Origin of the sequence: Streptococcus sanguinis, assembly GCF_050220005.1 — a bacterium.
Classification (GTDB): Bacteria; Bacillota; Bacilli; order Lactobacillales; family Streptococcaceae; genus Streptococcus; species Streptococcus sanguinis_Z.
Window position 1 is genome coordinate 422,255 of record NZ_CP071413.1, and the last position, 19,151, is coordinate 441,405.

Here is a 19,151-nt window from a genome sequence, read left to right on the forward strand (position 1 = left end):
TGCTATAATCTTAATTAAATCTAAAAATCTAAAAGATGGAGAAACCCATATGAAACAAAGCAAAGTCCTTGCATTAGCAGGAGTTACTCTTCTTGCAGCTGGCTTTCTTGCGGCTTGCTCAGGCTCCAAGCCAAACACAAAGTCAGGCAGCTCAGACTCTTCAAAGACCTTTAATTATATCTACGAGACAGATCCTGAAAACTTGAACTATCTCACTTCAAGTAAGGCTGCTACAACAGATTTGACAGCCAATGTCATTGACGGTCTTTTAGAAAACGACCAATATGGAAACTTGGTTCCTTCAATGGCAGAGGAATGGACTGTATCACCAGATGGAAAAACTTATACTTATAAGCTTCGCAAAGATGCTAAGTGGTATACTTCTGAAGGTGAAGAGTATGCAGATGTGACAGCAGAAGACTTTGTTACAGGTCTTAAGTATGCAGCAGACAATAAATCTGAAACAATCTACTTGGTTCAGGATTCTGTCAAAGGGCTTAAGGACTATATTTCTGGGAAGATTGATTTCTCAGAAGTAGGGATTAAAGCAGTTGATGATCATACTGTTGAGTATACTCTTAATGAGCCAGAAAGCTTCTGGAACTCTAAGACGACAATGGGAATTCTATACCCAGTAAACAAAGACTTTTTGAAAAACCAAGGTGATAAGTTCGCTCAAGCAACCGATCCAACAAGCTTGCTTTATAACGGACCTTTCTTGCTCAAATCATTGACTTCAAAATCTGAAATTCAATTTGAGAAGAATCCTAATTATTGGGACAAAGAAAATGTTCATGTAGATGCAGTGAAACTCTCTTTCTATGATGGACAAGATCAAGGGAAACTAGCTGATCAGTTCAGTCAAGGGGCTCTGACAACAGCTAGACTCTTCCCAACTAGTGCGACTTATGAAAAGGTTGAAAAAGACTTTAAAGATAATATCGTCTATACACCTCAAGATGCCTCAACTTTCTTGGTAGGTACAAACATTGATCGTCAGTCTTACAACCATACTGCTAAGACGTCAGAAGCTCAAAAAACTTCAACTAAGAAAGCCTTGCTTAACAAGGACTTCCGTCAGGCTTTGACCTTTGCTTTCAATCGTGAGTCCTATGCATCTCAGATTAATGGTAAGGACGGAGCAGATAAACTTCTTCGTAACCTTTACATCCCACCTACATTTGTGCAGGCTGGTGACAAGTCCTTCGGTGACCTAGTTAAGGAAAAAGTAGTAACTTATGGTGACGAATGGAAAGATGTTGATTTCTCAGATGGTCAAGATGGTCTCTATAACGAGAACAAAGCAAAGGCTGAATTTGCTAAAGCAAAAGAAGCTTTGAAAGCTGATGGCGTAGAATTCCCAATCCATCTGGACATTCCGGTTGATCAAACAGCTACTTCTAAAGTACAGCGCGTTCAATCCCTCAAGCAATCCATTGAGAAGACTTTGGGAACAGATAATGTTGTGATTGATGTTCACCAATTGTCTAAGGATGAAGTGACTAACATTACCTTGTTTGCTCCTTCTGCTGCTGAAGAGGACTGGGATATTTCAGATAATGTCGGCTGGTCTCCGGACTATCAAGATCCATCTACCTATCTTGATGTTATCAAACCTGGTGGTGAAAACACCAAGACCTTCTTAGGATTTGATGGCACAGATAATGCCGCAGCGAAACAAGTTGGTTTGGATGAATATACCAAGCTGGTTGACGAAGCTGGTGCAGAAAAGCAAGATTTGAACAAGCGTTATGAAAAATATGCGGCTGCTCAGGCTTGGCTGACTGATAGTGCTTTGTTGATTCCGGTAACTTCTAGAACAGGTCGTCCAACCTTGACTAAGGTAGTGCCTTTCTCAGCACCGTTTGCTTGGTCTGGTGCTAAGGCGCGTGAAGCAGCAAGTTATAAATACATGAAATTGCAGGATGAGCCTGTAACGACAAAAGATTATAATAGCGCTCAGGAAAAATGGAATAAAGAACGTGCGGAATCTAATAAAAAAGCTCAAGAAGAATTAGCAGACCACGTGAAATAAGCTTGCTAAGAGAACTTTCTCTAATAGAGGAGAAAGTTCTTTTGGAATTTAAAGGAAACGATAAATGAAAAAATATATTTTTATGCGTATCTTACGCTCAATTGTGTCGATTTTCTTGGTGACGACCCTGACTTATGCCATTATCTATACTATGGTGCCAAGAAGGTTGATTTTCAAGCAGGATCCTAACTATAATAAAATAGCGACCAATAAAGATAAAAAGACTAACTATGAAAACACCATCTTTGAGCGGATGGGTTACATTGACTATTATGATACCAAGGAACTGCAGGAGAAGGCTAGCAAGGAAGATTCTTCTGTTACCACAGAAGCTACTGAAGCAAACGAGAAGATTTATCAGAAGTATATTGATAAACTCGGTAATGGCTGGAAATTGCAGAAATTCCCACTGAGCGGAGAATTCTATGCTGTACGTGAAGTACCTGTTTATGAACGTGTCTTTGAGTTCTATGCTAATCTGATTCAAATTGACCATCCAAATGTTATCCAAGATGAGGAGAATCCAAACCTAGAGCGTTATATCCGCTTTGAAAATGATCCTTCTGTTGGCTGGTCTCTTGTGGGTTCAGGTACCAAGCATAAATATTTGCTTTACTTTAATGGTCAGTTTCCATTTGTCCACCAGAACTTTATCACCTTTAATTTAGGTAATTCTTATCCGACCTATGCTAATATCCCTGTTTTGCAGGTTATTACACAGGGACAAGGACAAACTAAATCTTCTGAAGTTCAATTTCCAACAGGGGAAAAGACATCGTCTGTTAATATTTATTCTCGTACTTACAAGACGCCAAGCAAAGCTGATTCACAGGACATTTCTAAGTTTGGTAAGGGAGATGCTTATACGGCGACTCAAAGCAACTATCAAAATCCATCCATGATTACCAGCTCAGCAATTATCGGTTTGATTGGTGTGGCTCTGTCTTATCTGATTGCTATTCCACTCGGATCCTACATGGCTCGACTCAAGAATACATGGTTTGATAGCATTTCTACAGCGGGCTTGACCTTTATGATGTCACTGCCAACCATCGCCTTGGTCTACATTGTCCGTTTGGCTGGGTCTGCTGTTGGTCTTCCAGACTCCTTCCCAATCTTGGGAGCGGGAGATTGGCGTTCTTATGTCCTTCCAGCTGTTATTCTAGGGCTTTTGAGTGCTCCTTGGACAGCTGTTTGGATTCGCCGGTATATGATTGACTTGCAGTCTCAGGACTTTGTCCGCTTTGCGCGTGCGAAGGGACTCTCTGAAAAAGAAATTTCTAACAAGCACATCTTTAAAAACGCTATGGTACCGCTGGTATCTAGTATCCCAGCTTCTATCGTTGGTGTTATTGCAGGTGCGACTCTGACAGAAACTGTCTTTGCTTTCCCTGGTATGGGTAAGATGCTGATTGATTCTGTTAAGGCATCCAATAACTCTATGGTTGTTGGTCTTGTATTCATCTTCACATGTCTGTCTATCTTTGCTCTCTTGCTGGGTGACATTCTGATGACCGTACTGGACCCACGTATTAAGTTAACATCAAAAGGAGGTAAATAATGGCTACAATTGATAAAAGCAAATTCCAATTTGTCAAACGTGACGATTTTGCCTCTGAAACGATTGATGCTCCAGCCTATTCTTACTGGAAATCAGTCATGCGTCAATTTCTGAAAAAGAAATCAACCATTACCATGCTAGGGATTCTGATTGCCATTATTCTCATGAGCTTCATTTATCCTATGTTTTCAAACTTCGACTTTAATGACGTGAGCAAGGTAAATGATTTTAGCATGCGTTATATCAAACCAAGTGCTCAATACTGGTTTGGAACGGATAGTAATGGTAAGTCTCTCTTTGATGGTGTTTGGTTTGGTGCTCGTAACTCTATTCTTATTTCGATTATTGCGACGGTTATTAATCTGGCCATCGGAGTCATCATCGGCGGTATCTGGGGAATTTCCAAAACAGTCGACCGTGTCATGATGGAAGTCTACAATATCATTTCAAACATCCCTGCCCTCTTGATTGTCATTGTCTTGACCTACTCTATCGGTGCTGGTTTCTGGAATCTTATTTTTGCCATGACGATTACTGGTTGGGTCGGTATTGCCTACACTATCCGTGTGCAGATTATGCGCTATCGGGATTTGGAATACAACCTTGCCTCTCGTACTCTTGGTACACCAACTCTCAAGATTGTAACGAAGAACATTATGCCGCAGTTGGTATCTGTTATCGTGACCACCACTTCACAAATGTTGCCAAGCTTTATCTCTTACGAAGCCTTTCTGTCCTTCTTTGGATTAGGGCTTCCTGTAACAGTGCCAAGTTTGGGACGCTTGATTTCAGATTATTCTCAAAACGTGACGACGAATGCCTACCTCTTTTGGATTCCACTCACAACTCTGATTTTGGTATCCCTTACTTTCTTCGTAGTTGGTCAAAACTTAGCCGACGCCAGCGATCCACGTACACATAGATAGGAGTAAATATGACAAAGAATGAAAATGTAATATTGACTGCTCGCGATATTGTCGTGGAATTCGATGTTCGCGATCGTGTCTTAACCGCCATTCGTGGAGTCTCTCTGGACTTGATTGAAGGCGAAGTTCTGGCTATTGTTGGTGAATCAGGTTCTGGTAAGTCTGTATTGACCAAGACCTTTACTGGAATGCTAGAAGAAAATGGCCGTGTAGCTCAAGGAACCATTGACTACCGTGGCAAAGATTTGACAACTCTTCGGAGTAACAAGGATTGGGAGCCGATTCGCGGTGCAAAAATTGCGACTATCTTCCAAGATCCGATGACGAGCTTGGATCCCATTAATACGATTGGAAGCCAGATTACAGAAGTCATTATCAAGCACCAGGGAAAATCAGCCAAAGAAGCTAAAAAAATGGCCATTGACTATATGAGTAAGGTCGGGATTCCAGATGCGGAAAAACGTTTCGAAGAATATCCTTTCCAATACTCAGGTGGTATGCGTCAGCGGATTGTTATTGCTATTGCCTTGGCTTGCCGTCCTGATATTCTTATCTGTGATGAGCCGACAACGGCCCTTGATGTAACGATTCAAGCGCAGATCATTGACTTGCTCAAATCCTTGCAGCAAGAATATCATTTCACAACCATCTTTATTACGCACGACCTTGGTGTTGTGGCTAGTATTGCAGATAAGGTTGCGGTCATGTATGCCGGTGAAATTGTAGAATACGGTACAGTTGAAGAAATCTTCTACGAGCCAAAACATCCTTATACATGGAGTTTGCTATCCAGTTTACCTCAGTTGGCAGATGCGAATGGTGCGCTCTACTCGATTCCTGGAACTCCGCCGTCACTTTATTCACCAATTAAAGGGGATGCCTTTGCTTTGCGGTCTGACTATGCCATGTCAATTGACTTTGAAGAAGAAGCACCAGCTTTCAATGTTTCAGATACTCATTGGGCTAAGACTTGGCTGCTGCACGAAGATGCGCCTAAGGTTGATAAACCAGAGATCATCGAAAATCTGCATGAAAAAATTCGTTCAAAAATGGGCTTCAATCAATTAGAAGCTTAGGAGGAAGGAAATGACTGAAAAATTAGTTGAAATTAAAGATTTAGAAATTTCCTTCGGTGAAGGAAGTAAGAAATTTGTGGCAGTTAAAAATGCAAATTTCTTCATCAATAAGGGAGAAACTTTCTCTCTTGTAGGAGAATCAGGCTCTGGTAAAACTACTATTGGTCGAGCTATTATCGGTCTTAATGATACCAGTGCAGGTGATATCTTCTATGAAGGCAAAAAGATTAATGGTAAAATGTCAAAAGCAGAAGAAGCGGACTTGATTCGCAAGATTCAGATGATTTTCCAAGATCCGGCTGCCAGTCTGAATGAACGTGCAACGGTTGACTATATCATATCTGAGGGGCTCTATAATTACCATTTGTTTGATAATGAAGAAGATCGTCAAAGAAAAGTCAAGAATATCATCAATGAAGTTGGCTTGTTGGCTGAGCATTTAACTCGCTATCCTCATGAATTCTCTGGTGGACAGCGTCAGCGGATTGGGATTGCTCGTGCATTGGTCATGCAACCAGACTTCGTAATTGCAGATGAGCCGATTTCTGCCTTGGACGTATCTGTTCGGGCTCAGGTTTTGAATCTTTTGAAAAAATTTCAAAAAGAGCTTGGCTTGACCTACCTGTTTATTGCCCATGACCTTTCGGTAGTTCGTTTTATTTCTGATCGTATCGCCGTGATTTACAAAGGTGTCATTGTAGAAGTGGCAGAGACAGAGGAATTGTTCAACCATCCTGTCCACCCTTATACACAATCCCTGCTCTCAGCTGTTCCAATTCCAGACCCAATCTTGGAGCGTAAAAAAGTGTTGAAGGTCTATGATCCTGAACAGCACGATTATTCAGTTGATAAACCAGAAATGGCAGAGATTCGTCCGGGACACTATGTCTGGGCTAATAAAGCTGAACTCGAAAAGTATAAACAAGAACAAGAATAGAAAAAATGTCCGAAAGGGCATTTTTTGTGCCTTTAACAAAGATAGAATGTAGGTCAATTGACCAGTCTCAAAGGTGTGTAAAATGATCCACCAATTTAAAAATAATAAATTTTAATTTTTTTCAAAAAAGGTATTGACAGGTAGTAGGTATAGGTGATATACTAATATAGTTGTCGCGAAAGACAAAGCCCTTTGAAAACTGAACAAGACGAACCAAGTGCAGGGTGACATAGAGATATGTAACCTGTCAAAAAAACGAGAAAATAAATCTGTCAGTGGACAGTAATGAGTGCGAACTCAAACTTTTTAATGAGAGTTTGATCCTGGCTCAGGACGAACGCTGGCGGCGTGCCTAATACATGCAAGTAGAACGCTGAAGAGAGGAGCTTGCTCTTCTTGGATGAGTTGCGAACGGGTGAGTAACGCGTAGGTAACCTGCCTGGTAGCGGGGGATAACTATTGGAAACGATAGCTAATACCGCATAAAATTGATTATTGCATGATAATTAATTGAAAGATGCAATTGCATCACTACCAGATGGACCTGCGTTGTATTAGCTAGTTGGTGAGGTAACGGCTCACCAAGGCGACGATACATAGCCGACCTGAGAGGGTGATCGGCCACACTGGGACTGAGACACGGCCCAGACTCCTACGGGAGGCAGCAGTAGGGAATCTTCGGCAATGGGGGGAACCCTGACCGAGCAACGCCGCGTGAGTGAAGAAGGTTTTCGGATCGTAAAGCTCTGTTGTAAGAGAAGAACGGGTGTGAGAGTGGAAAGTTCACACTGTGACGGTATCTTACCAGAAAGGGACGGCTAACTACGTGCCAGCAGCCGCGGTAATACGTAGGTCCCGAGCGTTGTCCGGATTTATTGGGCGTAAAGCGAGCGCAGGCGGTTAGATAAGTCTGAAGTTAAAGGCTGTGGCTTAACCATAGTATGCTTTGGAAACTGTTTAACTTGAGTGCAGAAGGGGAGAGTGGAATTCCATGTGTAGCGGTGAAATGCGTAGATATATGGAGGAACACCGGTGGCGAAAGCGGCTCTCTGGTCTGTAACTGACGCTGAGGCTCGAAAGCGTGGGGAGCAAACAGGATTAGATACCCTGGTAGTCCACGCCGTAAACGATGAGTGCTAGGTGTTAGGCCCTTTCCGGGGCTTAGTGCCGCAGCTAACGCATTAAGCACTCCGCCTGGGGAGTACGACCGCAAGGTTGAAACTCAAAGGAATTGACGGGGGCCCGCACAAGCGGTGGAGCATGTGGTTTAATTCGAAGCAACGCGAAGAACCTTACCAGGTCTTGACATCCCTCTGACCGCTCTAGAGATAGAGTTTTCCTTCGGGACAGAGGTGACAGGTGGTGCATGGTTGTCGTCAGCTCGTGTCGTGAGATGTTGGGTTAAGTCCCGCAACGAGCGCAACCCCTATTGTTAGTTGCCATCATTGAGTTGGGCACTCTAGCGAGACTGCCGGTAATAAACCGGAGGAAGGTGGGGATGACGTCAAATCATCATGCCCCTTATGACCTGGGCTACACACGTGCTACAATGGCTGGTACAACGAGTCGCAAGCCGGTGACGGCAAGCTAATCTCTGAAAGCCAGTCTCAGTTCGGATTGTAGGCTGCAACTCGCCTACATGAAGTCGGAATCGCTAGTAATCGCGGATCAGCACGCCGCGGTGAATACGTTCCCGGGCCTTGTACACACCGCCCGTCACACCACGAGAGTTTGTAACACCCGAAGTCGGTGAGGTAACCGTAAGGAGCCAGCCGCCTAAGGTGGGATAGATGATTGGGGTGAAGTCGTAACAAGGTAGCCGTATCGGAAGGTGCGGCTGGATCACCTCCTTTCTAAGGAGTCCGTAAGGACACACGGAATGCACTTGAGTCTTGTTTAGTTTTGAGAGGGCTATGTGGGGCCTTAGCTCAGCTGGGAGAGCGCCTGCTTTGCACGCAGGAGGTCAGCGGTTCGATCCCGCTAGGCTCCATTATCTAGTTTGACTAGATAAAGAACTTGTCCATTGAAAATTGAATACCGATATCAAATAGTAACAAGAAAATAAACCGAAAACGCTGTAAAAATTAATGAGTTTAAGACTGAAAGGTCAAAAATAAGGTTAAGTTAGTAAGGGCGCACGGTGGATGCCTTGGCACTAGGAGCCGATGAAGGACGTGACAAACGACGAAATGCCTCGGGGAGCTGTAAGTAAGCACTTGATCCGGGGGTGTCCGAATGGGGGAACCCAACAGGTTGATGCCTGTTACCCATTTCTGTTAAGGGAATGAGGAGGAAGACGCAGTGAACTGAAACATCTAAGTAGCTGCAGGAAGAGAAAGCAAAAGCGATTGCCTTAGTAGCGGCGAGCGAAGAGGCAGGAGGGCAAACCGAAGAGTTTACTCTTCGGGGTTGTAGGACTGCAATGTGGACTCAGAATTTATAGAAGAATGACTTGGGAAAGTCAGCCAAAGAGAGTAAGAGCCTCGTATTTTAAATAGATTCTGTACCTAGCAGTATCCTGAGTACGGCGGGACACGTGAAATCCCGTCGGAATCTGGGAGGACCATCTCCCAACCCTAAATACTCCCTAGTGACCGATAGTGAACCAGTACCGTGAGGGAAAGGTGAAAAGCACCCCGGGAGGGGAGTGAAATAGAACCTGAAACCGTGTGCCTACAACAAGTTCGAGCCCGTTAATGGGTGAGAGCGTGCCTTTTGTAGAATGAACCGGCGAGTTACGTTATGATGCGAGGTTAAGTTGAAGAGACGGAGCCGTAGGGAAACCGAGTCTGAATAGGGCGCTTTAGTATCATGATGTAGACCCGAAACCATGTGACCTACCCATGAGCAGGTTGAAGGTGCGGTAAAACGCACTGGAGGACCGAACCAGGGCACGTTGAAAAGTGCTTGGATGACTTGTGGGTAGCGGAGAAATTCCAAACGAACTTGGAGATAGCTGGTTCTCTCCGAAATAGCTTTAGGGCTAGCGTCGACATAAAGATTCTTGGAGGTAGAGCACTGTTTGGGTGAGGGGTCCATCCCGGATTACCAATCTCAGATAAACTCCGAATGCCAATGAATTATGGTCGGCAGTCAGACTGCGAGTGCTAAGATCCGTAGTCGAAAGGGAAACAGCCCAGACCACCAGCTAAGGTCCCAAAATAATTGTTAAGTGGAAAAGGATGTGGGGTTGCACAGACAACTAGGATGTTAGCTTAGAAGCAGCTATTCATTCAAAGAGTGCGTAATAGCTCACTAGTCGAGTGACCCTGCGCCGAAAATGTACCGGGGCTAAAACAATTTACCGAAGCTGTGGATACCTTTTATAGGTATGGTAGGAGAGCGTTCTATGTGTGGAGAAGGTGTACCGTGAGGAGTGCTGGAACGCATAGAAGTGAGAATGCCGGTATGAGTAGCGCAAGACAGGTGAGAATCCTGTCCACCGTAAGACTAAGGTTTCCAGGGGAAGGCTCGTCCGCCCTGGGTTAGTCGGGACCTAAGGAGAGACCGAAAGGTGTATCCGATGGCCAACAGGTTGAGATTCCTGTACTAGAGTATGAAGTGATGGAGGGACGCAGTAGGCTAACTCGTGCGTACGAATGGATGTACGTCTAAGTAGTGAGGCGTGGTATGAGTCAAATGCTTATACCTCTAACGTTGAGCTGTGATGGGGAGCGAAGTTTAGTAGCGAGTGAGTGATGTCACACTGCCAAGAAAAGCTTCTAGCGTTGTATCATACTCTACCCGTACCGCAAACCGACACAGGTAGTCGAGGCGAGTAGCCTCAGGTGAGCGAGAGAACTCTCGTTAAGGAACTCGGCAAAATGACCCCGTAACTTCGGGAGAAGGGGTGCTGACTTTTGTCAGCCGCAGTGAATAGGCCCAAGCAACTGTTTATCAAAAACACAGCTCTCTGCTAAATCGTAAGATGATGTATAGGGGGTGACGCCTGCCCGGTGCTGGAAGGTTAAGAGGAGTGCTTAGCGGTAACGCGAAGGTATGAATTGAAGCCCCAGTAAACGGCGGCCGTAACTATAACGGTCCTAAGGTAGCGAAATTCCTTGTCGGGTAAGTTCCGACCCGCACGAAAGGCGTAATGATTTGGGCACTGTCTCAACGAGAGACTCGGTGAAATTTTAGTACCTGTGAAGATGCAGGTTACCCGCGACAGGACGGAAAGACCCCATGGAGCTTTACTGCAGTTTGATATTGAGTGTCTGTGCCACATGTACAGGATAGGTAGGAGCCTATGAAATCGGGACGCCAGTTTCGATGGAGGCGTTGTTGGGATACTACCCTTGTGTTATGGCCACTCTAACCCGGTAGGTTTATCATCTACGGAGACAGTGTCTGACGGGCAGTTTGACTGGGGCGGTCGCCTCCTAAAAGGTAACGGAGGCGCCCAAAGGTTCCCTCAGACTGGTTGGAAATCAGTCGCAGAGTGTAAAGGTATAAGGGAGCTTGACTGCGAGAGCTACAACTCGAGCAGGGACGAAAGTCGGGCTTAGTGATCCGGTGGTTCCGCATGGAAGGGCCATCGCTCAACGGATAAAAGCTACCCTGGGGATAACAGGCTTATCTCCCCCAAGAGTTCACATCGACGGGGAGGTTTGGCACCTCGATGTCGGCTCGTCGCATCCTGGGGCTGTAGTCGGTCCCAAGGGTTGGGCTGTTCGCCCATTAAAGCGGCACGCGAGCTGGGTTCAGAACGTCGTGAGACAGTTCGGTCCCTATCCGTCGCGGGCGTAGGAAATTTGAGAGGATCTGCTCCTAGTACGAGAGGACCAGAGTGGACTTACCGCTGGTGTACCAGTTGTTCTGCCAAGAGCATCGCTGGGTAGCTATGTAGGGAAGGGATAAACGCTGAAAGCATCTAAGTGTGAAACCCACCTCAAGATGAGATTTCCCATAACGCAAGTTAGTAAGAGCCCTGAGAGAAGATCAGGTTGATAGGTTAGGAGTGGAAGTGTGGTGACACATGGAGCGGACTAATACTAATCGCTCGAGGACTTATCCTAGAATAAGAGATTCATCAGAGTGCAGCGGATGGTTTAGAGGAATGTTAGATTTGATATTGTATTCAATTTTGAGTTGACAAGACTTGTCTGAGAGGACAGGACAGTTAATTCAATAGTTAAGTGACGATAGCCTAGGAGATACACCTGTACCCATGCCGAACACAGCAGTTAAGCCCTAGAACGCCGGAAGTAGTTGGGGGTTGCCCCCTGTGAGATATGGTAGTCGCTTAGCTTTTATCCGCCATAGCTCAGTTGGTAGTAGCGCATGACTGTTAATCATGATGTCGTAGGTTCGAGTCCTACTGGCGGAGTTTCAAAGAGGTTTTTACCTCTTTTTTATATTTTTACTGATAGGATATACTGGAGACAAGTTATTCCATAGTATTATTGATGAGCTATGGAACTTCTAATAGTACTTAGTGTATTCTGAAGTTTGACTTCTTATTCTTTATAGTTAAATGAAAAAAGCAGAAGTTAGTCTCAGACTAGTTTCTGCTTTTTTCATTAGAGTTTGTTTGATAAAAATGGTTTCTAGGTCTGGTCTTACTCCAGAGTTTGGGGTTCAAAGAAAGCTCGGTAAAGCGCGCGAATGGCAGCTTTTTCTTGATTTTTTTCAACAACAAACATGATGGATACTTCGCTTGAGCCTTGGGACATCATTTGAATGTTGATGTTGTTTTCCGAAAGAGCTTTGGTTGCAGTGGCTGTAACCCCGATATGACTCTTCATTTTTTCGCCAACAATCATAATAATGGAAAGGTCGTGTTCAATTTCTGCATGATCAACCTCTGCCTTTTGGACAAGTTGGCGAAGAATCTCTTCCTCTTTGATTGGAGTTAGTTCGCGCTCACGTAAGATAATGGAAAGGTCATCAATTCCTGTAGGCATGTGCTCCCAACCAATATTCAGGTCTTCTAGAATTTGAAGGACGCGTCTACCAAAGCCAATTTCTCTGTTCATTAAGTACTTGGACATATTAATGCTGACAAAGCCAGCATCTCCAGCAATCCCAACGACCGGGAGGTGGTCCTTGCTGTGTTTATGGACAATTTGAGTACCTGGATGTTCTGGATTGTTGGTATTTTTAATAATCAGCGGAATTTTGCCACGGTAAGCTGGAAGCAGAGCTTCATCATGGAGAACGGTAAAGCCAGCGTAGGCCAATTCACGCATTTCCCGATAGGTTAGCTCAGGAATAGAATGTGGCTTGTGAACGATGCCTGGATGAGCAGCAAAGATTCCGTCAACATCAGTAAAGTTTTCATAAACATCTGCTTTGACTCCCGCAGCAATGATAGAGCCGGTAATATCAGAACCTCCGCGAGAGAAAGTACAGATTTGTCCATCTTGAGTTACACCAAAGAAACCAGGAATAACTAGAACTTCATCAGAATTGTTGAGTTCTTCAATCTTATCATAGCTAGAAGGAAGAATTCTTGCATTGCCAGGTTCACTGGAAACGACGAGTCCTGCTTCTCTCGGATGAACGTAGCTAGCTGGAACGCCATTTTGACTGAAATAAGCTGCAATTAATTTGGCATTGTTGTTTTCTCCTGCAGCAAGAAAAGTATCATAAAGAAATGCATTATCTTCAATTGGCAAAGTTGCAAGGCTTGTGATGCTTTTGGAAATTTTCTCCAGAACTTTTGGTTTCAAACCAAGTTCTGCCACCATATCTGCATAGCGATTGATAATCCACTGTTGGTTAGGTGTGACATCATTTCCTGCAATATACTCTCGGTAATATTTAATCAGGGCATCGGTTACTTTGATATCGTCATCGTGGCGTTTTCCTGGCGCTGATACTACAACAAATCGACGTTCAGGATCAGATTTGACAATGTTCAAAACTTTTTCTAATTGAGTCGCAGAAGCCAGTGAACTTCCGCCAAATTTTACAACTTTCATAGGTTCTCCTATCTTATTTTAAAAATTATAACAAAATTCTGAAAATTATTCAAACGCTGTTTTTATACTATTTTTATCCAAATTATTACTTTCACACTTCAAATTTGAAGACCATCTAATTTTTCCCATTTTTTATTTCCTTTCTTTTATATTTTATGATAAAATATAAGTTGTGTATAATTTGAATATCAAATTATTTAAGAATAAAACAAAACGGCTGATTTGAAATCGGGTCGGGAATGGAGCTGAAATGACATTTAATGGAATTCTCTATCATGTAGCAGATGAGGTAGCAACGATTACTTTTAATCGCCCTGAAGTTTCAAATGGCTTTAATATTCCTATGTGTGAGGAAATTTTAGAGGCTATTGAACTTGCTGCTAAGGATGAGTCCGTCAAATTTTTAGTTATCAATGCGAATGGTAAGGTTTTTTCAGTGGGTGGGGATTTGGCTGAGATGCAGAGAGCTGTCAGTGATGATGACGTCCAATCCTTGGTGAAAATCGCAGAACTGGTGAATGATATTTCCTTTGCTATGAAGCGTCTGCCTAAGCCGGTTATCATGAGTGTTGATGGCCCTGTTGCTGGTGCGGCTGCTAATATGGTCGTTGCAGCAGATTTCTGTATTGCCACTGAAAAATCCCGTTTCATTCAGGCCTTTGTTGGGGTTGGTCTGGCGCCAGATGCTGGTGGTCTTTTCTTACTGACTCGTGCTATCGGGGTAACTCGGGCGACCCATCTGGTTATGACTGGGGAAGCTCTGACTGCAGAGAAAGCTCTGGATTACGGCTTGCTTTATAAAGTCTGTGAAACAGAGAAATTGGAAAAAACAACGGAACAGTTGCTGAAGAAGCTGAAACGTGGCTCTCTAAATTCTTACAGAGCTATGAAAGAAATGGTCTGGAAGAGTCTGTTCAGTGGCTGGTCTGAGTATGCTGAGCTAGAGTTGGAACTACAGAAATCGCTGGCTTTTACAGAAGATTTTAAAGAAGGGGTTCGGGCTTACTCTGAGAAACGTCGTCCAAACTTTACTGGTAAATAATGTATCGGTTCAAGGTTGCTTATTTTGCAAGTTGTTTACAAAAATATTTGAAAATCAAATTAATTTTCAAAAAAGCTTGCAAATTACTTTTCTATCTGATAAAATTTGATTGTCAAAGTATTTTCTTAAGGAGGGTTGGTTTTGAATTTTCAGTTAGTAAATGATTACTTAACGTCTATTTTCAATAATGTCTTGGTTATTGAAGAATCGAGCCTAAGAAGCAGTCGCTTCAACGACGTCTCCATTAAGGAAATGCATACGATAGATGTCATTGGCACAACGCCAAATGCTACTCCAAGTGATATATCACGAGAACTGATGGTTACTTTGGGAACTGTTACGACCAGTTTGAATAATCTGGAGCGTAAGGGTTATATTGAGCGGCGTCGGTCGGAAGTTGACCGTCGTGTGGTGCATCTGAATTTGACAAAGAATGGGCGGCTTTTGTATCGTCTTCACAAGCGATTCCACAACCGCATGGTCATGCAGGTAGTGGATGGAATGAGTCCAGAAGAGAGACAAGTGATGCAAAAGGGCCTGCAAAATTTATATAGTTTCCTAGAGGATTTGAAATAATGAACTATGCTAAGATTAGCCAGGTGGCTCATTATGCTCCCCGTCAGGTTGTCAGCAATGATGATTTAGCCGAGATTATGGATACCAGTGATGAGTGGATTTCAAGTCGAACTGGGATTAAAAACCGCCATTTATCGTCAGATGAAACGACCAGTGATTTAGCGACAAAAGTAGCAGAGAATTTGCTGCAAAAGTCGGGAATTTCTGCTCAAGATCTGGACTTTATCATTGTTGCTACCATTACGCCGGATTCTTTAATGCCTTCAACGGCTGCGAGAGTACAGGCAAACATCGGTGCTAACAATGCCTTTGCCTTTGATTTGACGGCAGCTTGCAGTGGCTTTATCTTTGCCCTATCTACTGGGGAAAAGTTTATTTCTTCAGGTCGTTATCAAAAGGGTCTAGTCATAGGAAGTGAAACTCTCTCTAAGACGGTAGATTGGTCGGATCGTTCAACAGCGGTTCTCTTTGGAGATGGTGCTGGCGGTGTCCTGTTGGAAAGTGCTTCAGAACAGCATTTTTTGGCAGAAAGTCAGTTTACGGACGGATCTCGCGGAGATAGTCTGACCTGCGGAAAAATCGGTTTGTCTTCACCTTTTTCAGAAAAAGGTGAGAATCAGCCTTATCTGACAATGGACGGTAGAGCTATTTTCGACTTTGCTATTCGTGATGTTGCTCGTTCTATCAGGGAAACCATTGAAAGCAGTCAGCTTTCAGCGGAAGATTTGGATTTTCTGTTGCTGCATCAGGCCAATATCCGTATTTTGGATAAAATGGCTAAGAAGCTTGGTGTTGCGCGGGAGAAACTTCCAGCCAATATGATGGAATATGGCAATACTAGTGCAGCTAGCATCCCGATTTTATTATCTGAGTGTGTGGAGCAAGGACTGATCAAACTGAACGGAAATCAGACAATTTTGATGTCAGGTTTCGGTGGAGGTTTGACATGGGGCACGCTTATTGTTACAATTTAGTTAATCAAGTGGAAACACATGATAAAAAATATTTTATTTTTAAAGGAGTCTATCCATGGCAGTATTTGAAAAAGTACAAGAAATTATCGTTGAAGAACTTGGCAAAGAGCCATCAGAAGTTACTCTTGAGTCAACTTTCGATGATCTTGAAGCAGATTCATTGGACTTGTTCCAAGTGATTTCAGAAATTGAAGATGCATTTGACATCCAAATCGAAACTGAAGAAGGTTTGAACACAGTTGGTGATTTGGTTGCTTATGTAGAAGAAAAAACTAAATAAGCAAGTAATTGAGAGTATCGAAAGATATTCTCTCTTGTTTAGGTAATAGTTTGACTGTCAAAGTAAAGGAAATACATCTAGCGTGTGGTAGTTTGAGATCAAGCTATTACTTAAGCAATGATAAAAGGAAGGTATTATGCAAACACGTATTACAGAATTATTGAACATTGATTATCCTATTTTCCAAGGCGGAATGGCCTGGGTTGCTGACGGTGACTTGGCTGGTGCAGTTTCAAAAGCTGGTGGTCTTGGTATCATCGGTGGCGGAAATGCACCCAAGGAAGTGGTAAAGGCAAATATTGACAAGATTAAGTCTTTGACAGACCGTCCTTTCGGTGTTAATATCATGCTCCTGTCTCCTTTTGCGGACGACATTGTGGATCTCGTCATTGAAGAGGGAGTAAAAGTAGTAACAACTGGTGCGGGTAATCCAAGCAAGCACATGGCTCGTTTCCATGAAGCGGGAATTACAGTTATCCCTGTTGTGCCAAGTGTGGCCTTGGCTAAGCGGATGGAAAAAATCGGTGCGGATGCAGTCATTGCAGAAGGTATGGAAGCCGGTGGTCACATCGGAAAATTGACTACCATGTCCTTGGTTCGTCAGGTTGCAGAAGCAGTTAGCATTCCGGTTATTGCTGCCGGTGGTATTGCAGATGGTGCTGGTGCTGCAGCTGGTTTTATGCTGGGAGCCGAGGCTGTTCAAGTCGGAACTCGCTTTGTCGTTGCTAAGGAATCCAATGCCCATCAGAACTATAAGAACATGATTTTGAAGGCTCGAGATATTGATACGACTATCTCTGCCCAGCATTTTGGTCATGCGGTTCGTGCTATCAAGAATAAGCTGACGCGTGATTTCGAAAAGGCAGAAAAAGAAGCTTTCAAGCAAGAAAATCCAGATTTGACTGTTTTTGAAAATCTTGGAGCTGGTGCTTTGGCCAATGCGGTTGTTCGCGGAGATGTGGAAAATGGTTCCGTCATGTCTGGTCAAATTGCTGGTTTAATCAGTAAGGAAGAAACAGTCGAAGAAATCCTCAAAGATATCTACTATGGTGCTGCTGAGAAGATTCAGCAGGAAGCGAAACGTTGGGCAGGAGTAACTAGAAATGACTAAAAGAGCCTTTCTCTTTGCCGGTCAGGGAGCGCAGTACCTTGGAATGGGGCGTGAGCTTTATGATCAGTATGAGCTTGTTCGGTCAACTTTTGATGAGGCTAGCCAAGTTCTAGGCTATGATGTCCGAGCTTTGATCGATCAGGATGAGGAAAAGCTCAATCAAACTCGCTACACGCAACCGGCTATTTTAACGACTTCAGTAGCTATTTATCGGCTCTTGGCTGATAAGGGAATCGAGCCTGATATGGTAGCAGGTCTCTCGCTTGGAGAATATTCTGCCTTGGTAGCTGCTGGCGCCCTTGATTTTAAGACTGCAGTGGCCTTGGTTGCTAAGCGCGGTAGCTTCATGGAAGAGGCTGCTCCAGCTGGCTCTGGGAAAATGGTCGCTGTTTTAAATGCAGAGGTTTCTCTCATTGAAGCAGTCTGTCAGGAAGCAAGTGCTATTGGTGTAGTCTCACCAGCCAACTATAATACGCCTAGTCAAATCGTTATCGGAGGAGAAGTCGCAGCGGTAGATAAGGCTGTGGAGCTTTTGAAAGATGCCGGTGTCAAGCGCTTAATCCCGCTCAATGTATCTGGACCTTTCCATACAGCGCTTTTAAAGCCAGCCAGCGAACGATTGGCAGAAGTCTTGGAAACAGTTAAATTTTCAGGTTTTGTACTGCCATTAGTCGGAAATACTGAAGCAACTGTGATGGAAAAAGAAAGAGTCAGAGAGCTTTTGACTCGTCAGGTAATGGAGCCAGTGCGCTTTTATGACAGTATTGCTAAGATGCAGGAAGCAGGTGTGACTGAATTTATCGAAATCGGTCCTGGCAAAGTTCTGTCTGGTTTTATTAAGAAAATTGATAAATCTGCGGATGTACGCCAAGTTGAAGATGTAGAAAGTTTGAATGCTCTTCTAGAAAAATAATGAGGAATCATCATGGAATTACAAAACAAGAATGTGTTAATTACAGGATCCGCTCGTGGGATTGGGCTGGCAATTGCGCATAAATTTGCCAGTGTCGGAGCCAATGTTATCTTAAACGGACTAAGCGGGATTTCTGATGATATTTTGGCTGAATTTGCCGGCTATTCTGGTAAAGTCGTAGCTGTTATTGGGGATGTGTCTAAATCTGCGGATGCTCAGCGGATAGTGGAAGAAGCTGTTGCGGCTCTGGGTTCTGTGGATGTATTGGTCAATAATGCCGGTATTACACGTGATAAGCTCATGCTGAAAATGACGGAAGAAGATTTTGAGCAGGTGCTGAAAGTGAACTTGACTGGAACATTCAATATGACACAATCAGTCCTGAAACCGATGACAAAAGCTCGTCAGGGTGCTATTATCAACCTATCGAGTGTCGTTGGTTTGGCTGGAAATATCGGTCAGGCAAACTATGCAGCTTCCAAGGCCGGTCTGATTGGTTTTTCTAAGTCAGTAGCCCGTGAAGTGGCAGCGCGTAATATCCGTGTGAACTGCATTGCCCCTGGCTTTATCGCATCTGATATGACAGATGTGCTCCCAGAAAAAATTAAGGAAGCGTCTCTGGCGCTCATTCCGATGAAGCGTTTTGGTACTCCAGAAGAAGTAGCAGATGTTGCTCTCTTCTTGGCAGGTCAAGAATATCTGACAGGTCAAGTCATCACGATTGATGGCGGCTTTACTATGCAGTAAGTCACAATTTTTGAATATTAACGAGTAGAAAATCAGTTGATTCATCT

13 protein-coding genes, 2 tRNA genes and 3 rRNA genes are annotated in these 19,151 nt (G+C 43.7%); 17 read left to right on the plus strand and 1 reads right to left on the minus strand.

From position 1 onward, the window contains the following. Positions 1-49: 49 nt before the first annotated feature. The 10 genes from J1C86_RS02170 to J1C86_RS02215 all read left to right on the plus strand — a co-directional run bounded on the left by J1C86_RS02170 (position 50) and on the right by J1C86_RS02215 (position 11,864). Entirely contained in the window at positions 50-2,035 is a 1,986-nt protein-coding gene (locus tag J1C86_RS02170; protein WP_125408218.1) for a peptide ABC transporter substrate-binding protein, read from the plus strand. A gap of 64 nt (positions 2,036-2,099) precedes the next feature. Then, positions 2,100-3,596, plus strand: a complete 1,497-nt coding sequence (locus J1C86_RS02175) for an ABC transporter permease (protein ID WP_125408216.1) — start codon at positions 2,100-2,102, stop codon at positions 3,594-3,596. Next, on the plus strand, positions 3,596-4,522 hold the full coding sequence (oppC, locus tag J1C86_RS02180; protein ID WP_002920135.1) for an oligopeptide ABC transporter permease OppC: 927 nt from the start codon (positions 3,596-3,598) through the stop codon (positions 4,520-4,522). The genes J1C86_RS02175 and oppC overlap by 1 nt, the downstream gene beginning before the upstream one ends. An 8-nt stretch (positions 4,523-4,530) precedes the next feature. Further along, complete coding sequence (locus tag J1C86_RS02185) at positions 4,531-5,598, plus strand: ABC transporter ATP-binding protein (protein ID WP_002893620.1); 1,068 nt, start codon at positions 4,531-4,533, stop codon at positions 5,596-5,598. 10 nt (positions 5,599-5,608) lie between these two features. Then, positions 5,609-6,535, plus strand: a complete 927-nt coding sequence (locus tag J1C86_RS02190; RefSeq protein WP_125409643.1) for an ATP-binding cassette domain-containing protein — start codon at positions 5,609-5,611, stop codon at positions 6,533-6,535. A 305-nt stretch (positions 6,536-6,840) separates the two neighbouring features. Beyond that, positions 6,841-8,388, plus strand: a 16S ribosomal RNA gene (locus J1C86_RS02195). A gap of 64 nt (positions 8,389-8,452) precedes the next feature. Next, positions 8,453-8,525 (plus strand) — tRNA-Ala (locus J1C86_RS02200). Between the two features lie 127 nt (positions 8,526-8,652). Then, positions 8,653-11,553, plus strand: a 23S ribosomal RNA gene (locus tag J1C86_RS02205). Between the two features lie 116 nt (positions 11,554-11,669). Beyond that, positions 11,670-11,785, plus strand: a 5S ribosomal RNA gene (rrf, locus tag J1C86_RS02210). Together the 16S, 23S and 5S rRNA genes with 2 tRNA genes alongside form the textbook arrangement of a ribosomal RNA operon. Positions 11,786-11,790: 5 nt before the next feature. Continuing rightward, a tRNA-Asn gene (locus J1C86_RS02215) sits at positions 11,791-11,864 on the plus strand. Between the two features lie 232 nt (positions 11,865-12,096). Here J1C86_RS02215 and J1C86_RS02220 read toward each other — a convergent pair. Continuing rightward, the gene (locus tag J1C86_RS02220) at positions 12,097-13,461 is read right to left on the minus strand and encodes an aspartate kinase (RefSeq protein WP_125407517.1); all 1,365 of its coding nucleotides are present in this window, start codon (positions 13,459-13,461) and stop codon (positions 12,097-12,099) included. Positions 13,462-13,711: 250 nt separating this feature from the next. Between J1C86_RS02220 and J1C86_RS02225 the strand changes: the two genes are divergently transcribed. The 7 genes from J1C86_RS02225 to fabG all read left to right on the plus strand — a co-directional run bounded on the left by J1C86_RS02225 (position 13,712) and on the right by fabG (position 19,104). Next, a complete protein-coding gene (locus tag J1C86_RS02225) occupies positions 13,712-14,503 on the plus strand; it encodes an enoyl-CoA hydratase (RefSeq protein WP_002893616.1) in 792 nt (263 codons plus the stop codon). 141 nt (positions 14,504-14,644) lie between these two features. Continuing rightward, on the plus strand, positions 14,645-15,079 hold the full coding sequence (locus J1C86_RS02230; RefSeq protein WP_002901186.1) for a fatty acid biosynthesis transcriptional regulator FabT: 435 nt from the start codon (positions 14,645-14,647) through the stop codon (positions 15,077-15,079). Then, positions 15,079-16,053: a beta-ketoacyl-ACP synthase III gene (locus J1C86_RS02235; protein ID WP_125408783.1), complete on the plus strand. Its 975-nt coding sequence runs from the start codon at positions 15,079-15,081 to the stop codon at positions 16,051-16,053. Before J1C86_RS02230 ends, J1C86_RS02235 begins: the two co-directional genes overlap by 1 nt. A 55-nt stretch (positions 16,054-16,108) precedes the next feature. Then, positions 16,109-16,333, plus strand: a complete 225-nt coding sequence (locus J1C86_RS02240; RefSeq protein WP_002893611.1) for an acyl carrier protein — start codon at positions 16,109-16,111, stop codon at positions 16,331-16,333. Between the two features lie 136 nt (positions 16,334-16,469). After that, positions 16,470-17,444 (plus strand): enoyl-[acyl-carrier-protein] reductase FabK, encoded by a 975-nt coding sequence (gene fabK / locus J1C86_RS02245; protein ID WP_002902460.1) that lies wholly within the window; start codon positions 16,470-16,472, stop codon positions 17,442-17,444. Beyond that, positions 17,437-18,357: an ACP S-malonyltransferase gene (gene fabD / locus J1C86_RS02250; protein ID WP_061589283.1), complete on the plus strand. Its 921-nt coding sequence runs from the start codon at positions 17,437-17,439 to the stop codon at positions 18,355-18,357. The genes fabK and fabD overlap by 8 nt, the downstream gene beginning before the upstream one ends. Before the next feature lie 12 nt (positions 18,358-18,369). Next, positions 18,370-19,104, plus strand: coding sequence for a 3-oxoacyl-[acyl-carrier-protein] reductase (gene fabG / locus J1C86_RS02255; RefSeq protein ID WP_002893608.1), 735 nt, complete (start codon positions 18,370-18,372; stop codon positions 19,102-19,104). The last annotated feature ends 47 nt before the right edge of the window (positions 19,105-19,151 follow it).

What these genes read in the sequence shown, in the direction of transcription:
- fabD (WP_061589283.1), top strand. Translation starts at nt 17,437, where the DNA reads ATGACTAAAAGAGCCTTTCTCTTTGCCGGTCAGGGAGCGCAGTACCTT.
- J1C86_RS02170 (WP_125408218.1), top strand. Translation starts at nt 50, where the DNA reads ATGAAACAAAGCAAAGTCCTTGCATTAGCAGGAGTTACTCTTCTTGCA.
- fabK (WP_002902460.1), top strand. Translation starts at nt 16,470, where the DNA reads ATGCAAACACGTATTACAGAATTATTGAACATTGATTATCCTATTTTC.
- oppC (WP_002920135.1), top strand. Translation starts at nt 3,596, where the DNA reads ATGGCTACAATTGATAAAAGCAAATTCCAATTTGTCAAACGTGACGAT.
- J1C86_RS02175 (WP_125408216.1), top strand. Translation starts at nt 2,100, where the DNA reads ATGAAAAAATATATTTTTATGCGTATCTTACGCTCAATTGTGTCGATT.
- J1C86_RS02190 (WP_125409643.1), top strand. Translation starts at nt 5,609, where the DNA reads ATGACTGAAAAATTAGTTGAAATTAAAGATTTAGAAATTTCCTTCGGT.
- J1C86_RS02225 (WP_002893616.1), top strand. Translation starts at nt 13,712, where the DNA reads ATGACATTTAATGGAATTCTCTATCATGTAGCAGATGAGGTAGCAACG.
- J1C86_RS02235 (WP_125408783.1), top strand. Translation starts at nt 15,079, where the DNA reads ATGAACTATGCTAAGATTAGCCAGGTGGCTCATTATGCTCCCCGTCAG.
- J1C86_RS02185 (WP_002893620.1), top strand. Translation starts at nt 4,531, where the DNA reads ATGACAAAGAATGAAAATGTAATATTGACTGCTCGCGATATTGTCGTG.
- J1C86_RS02220 (WP_125407517.1), bottom strand. Translation starts at nt 13,461, where the DNA reads ATGAAAGTTGTAAAATTTGGCGGAAGTTCACTGGCTTCTGCGACTCAA.
- J1C86_RS02240 (WP_002893611.1), top strand. Translation starts at nt 16,109, where the DNA reads ATGGCAGTATTTGAAAAAGTACAAGAAATTATCGTTGAAGAACTTGGC.
- fabG (WP_002893608.1), top strand. Translation starts at nt 18,370, where the DNA reads ATGGAATTACAAAACAAGAATGTGTTAATTACAGGATCCGCTCGTGGG.